Below are 1,468 nucleotides of genomic sequence, written 5' to 3'. Positions count from 1 at the left end.
GCGAGGGCCGCCGGTGCGACCGCCGCCGCGCCCACGCCCTGGACGGCCCGCGCGGCGATCAGGACCCCCGGCGAGGCCGCGAGCGCGGCCGTCGCGGACGCGGTCCCGAAGACGCCGAGACCGGCGAGCAGGACGCGACGGTGTCCCAGCAGGTCGGAGGCCCGCCCGCCGGACAGCAGCAGCGCCCCGAACGCCAGGCCGTAGGCGTTGACGACCCAGGTGGTGGCCGAGTCGGAGAGGCCGACGCCGTCCCTGATCTGCGGCAGGGCGACGTTCACGATCGAGGTGGCGAGCAGGACGGTGAACTGGGCGGAGGCCAGCACCGCGAGGACGGCGGCGCGGGGCGGACTGGGCATGGGAACTCCGTGAACGGGGCCGTGGGAGCGGGCCGGGGTGGGGGGAAGGGACGGCGCGGCCGGCGGGGGGAGAGGGACGGCGCGGCCGGCGTCAGCGCGCGGGGCGCTCGGCGGCGGACTTCAGGTACAGCAGCCAGTGCGCGAGGGACCGGTCCAGGGCCCGGGCGACGGCGTCGGCGTCGGCGCGTACGGCCTCACCGTCCCAGGACTCCTCCGTGACGACGACCGTCGCGCTGACCGAAGGTGTGAACGTCCACCGGTGGACGGCGGTGATGCCCTGCGAGGAACCGCCCCAGAGGATCGACCGGGGCGCGTCGAGCGCGTACACGGTGGAGGTGACGTCCACGCCGCCGGTCCGCCAGTGGAACGTCGCGCCCGGCGCCAGCGGGGTCAGGGCGCGGGCCTCGGCGATGTCCGGCTGCCAGACCGGCCAGCCGGGCACGTACGTCAGCAGCGCCCAGACGGCAGGGGCCGGGGCCCGGATCGGCAGCTCACGGCGGGCCACGACCGGGGCGGCCCGGTCGATGCCCGAGGGCGTGTTCTTCATGTCCCCGAGTCTGGTCCGGGCCGCCCGTGCCCTCATCGGCGAAAGTCACCTAGGCGACTGCCTAACCCCGCGGGCATGGCGGGTGGTGCCTGCCGTACGGTCGGCACGTCGGACCGCTCGTGGCAGGGGCGGCGGCACGGGCACCGGCGGCTCGCCCTGCCGCCGCAGGGGGAGCCGCCCGGCCCTGTTCAGGAGGAGCCGGCCTGGCAGCGGCGGGCGGCGAGCCGGCGCCGAGCATCGGCGGCGCACTCGCTCCGGCGGCCGCGTCGAACCCCCACGGACGGCTGACCACGCCGCAGGTCGTGAGCGCCAGGGCTCAGAAAGTGTTGGGTAAGTGATCAACTTCGGAGTGTGATGCACTTGCGGTGATCTTCGCCGGTCGGGTTTCCGCGAAGATCACTGCCATGTGTGTCTGTTCGTGTAAGCCTTCGTATGACTCGTCGTTGACGGACGCTCAGTGGGCGGTGATCGAGCCGCTGTTGCCGGAGCGGGATCCGCGCCGGGGTGGCCGTCCGCTGAAGTTTTCGCGTCGACTGGTCGTGGACACCGTGCTGTACGTGCTGGT

3 protein-coding genes are annotated in these 1,468 nt (G+C 74.2%); 1 reads left to right on the top strand and 2 read right to left on the bottom strand.

Going from position 1 to position 1,468, the window contains the following annotated elements; genetic code table 11:
• Both ABT247_RS33435 and ABT247_RS33430 read right to left on the bottom strand, forming a co-directional pair.
• A partial coding sequence (locus tag ABT247_RS33435; protein WP_350750364.1) for an MFS transporter occupies positions 1 to 356 on the bottom strand: 356 nt, incomplete at its 3' end.
• 91 nt (positions 357 to 447) lie between these two features.
• Complete coding sequence (locus tag ABT247_RS33430; protein WP_350750362.1) at positions 448 to 903, bottom strand: SRPBCC family protein; 456 nt, start codon at positions 901 to 903, stop codon at positions 448 to 450.
• 404 nt (positions 904 to 1,307) lie between these two features.
• Between ABT247_RS33430 and ABT247_RS33425 the strand changes: the two genes are divergently transcribed.
• The coding region (locus ABT247_RS33425) for a transposase (RefSeq protein WP_350749712.1) at positions 1,308 to 1,468 on the top strand (161 nt) is incomplete at its 3' end.

The sequence above is a fragment of the Kitasatospora sp. NPDC001539 genome (assembly GCF_040298565.1).
In the GTDB taxonomy this organism is placed as follows: Bacteria; Actinomycetota; Actinomycetes; order Streptomycetales; family Streptomycetaceae; genus Kitasatospora.
This window is presented reverse-complemented; position numbering and strand designations above follow the sequence as displayed.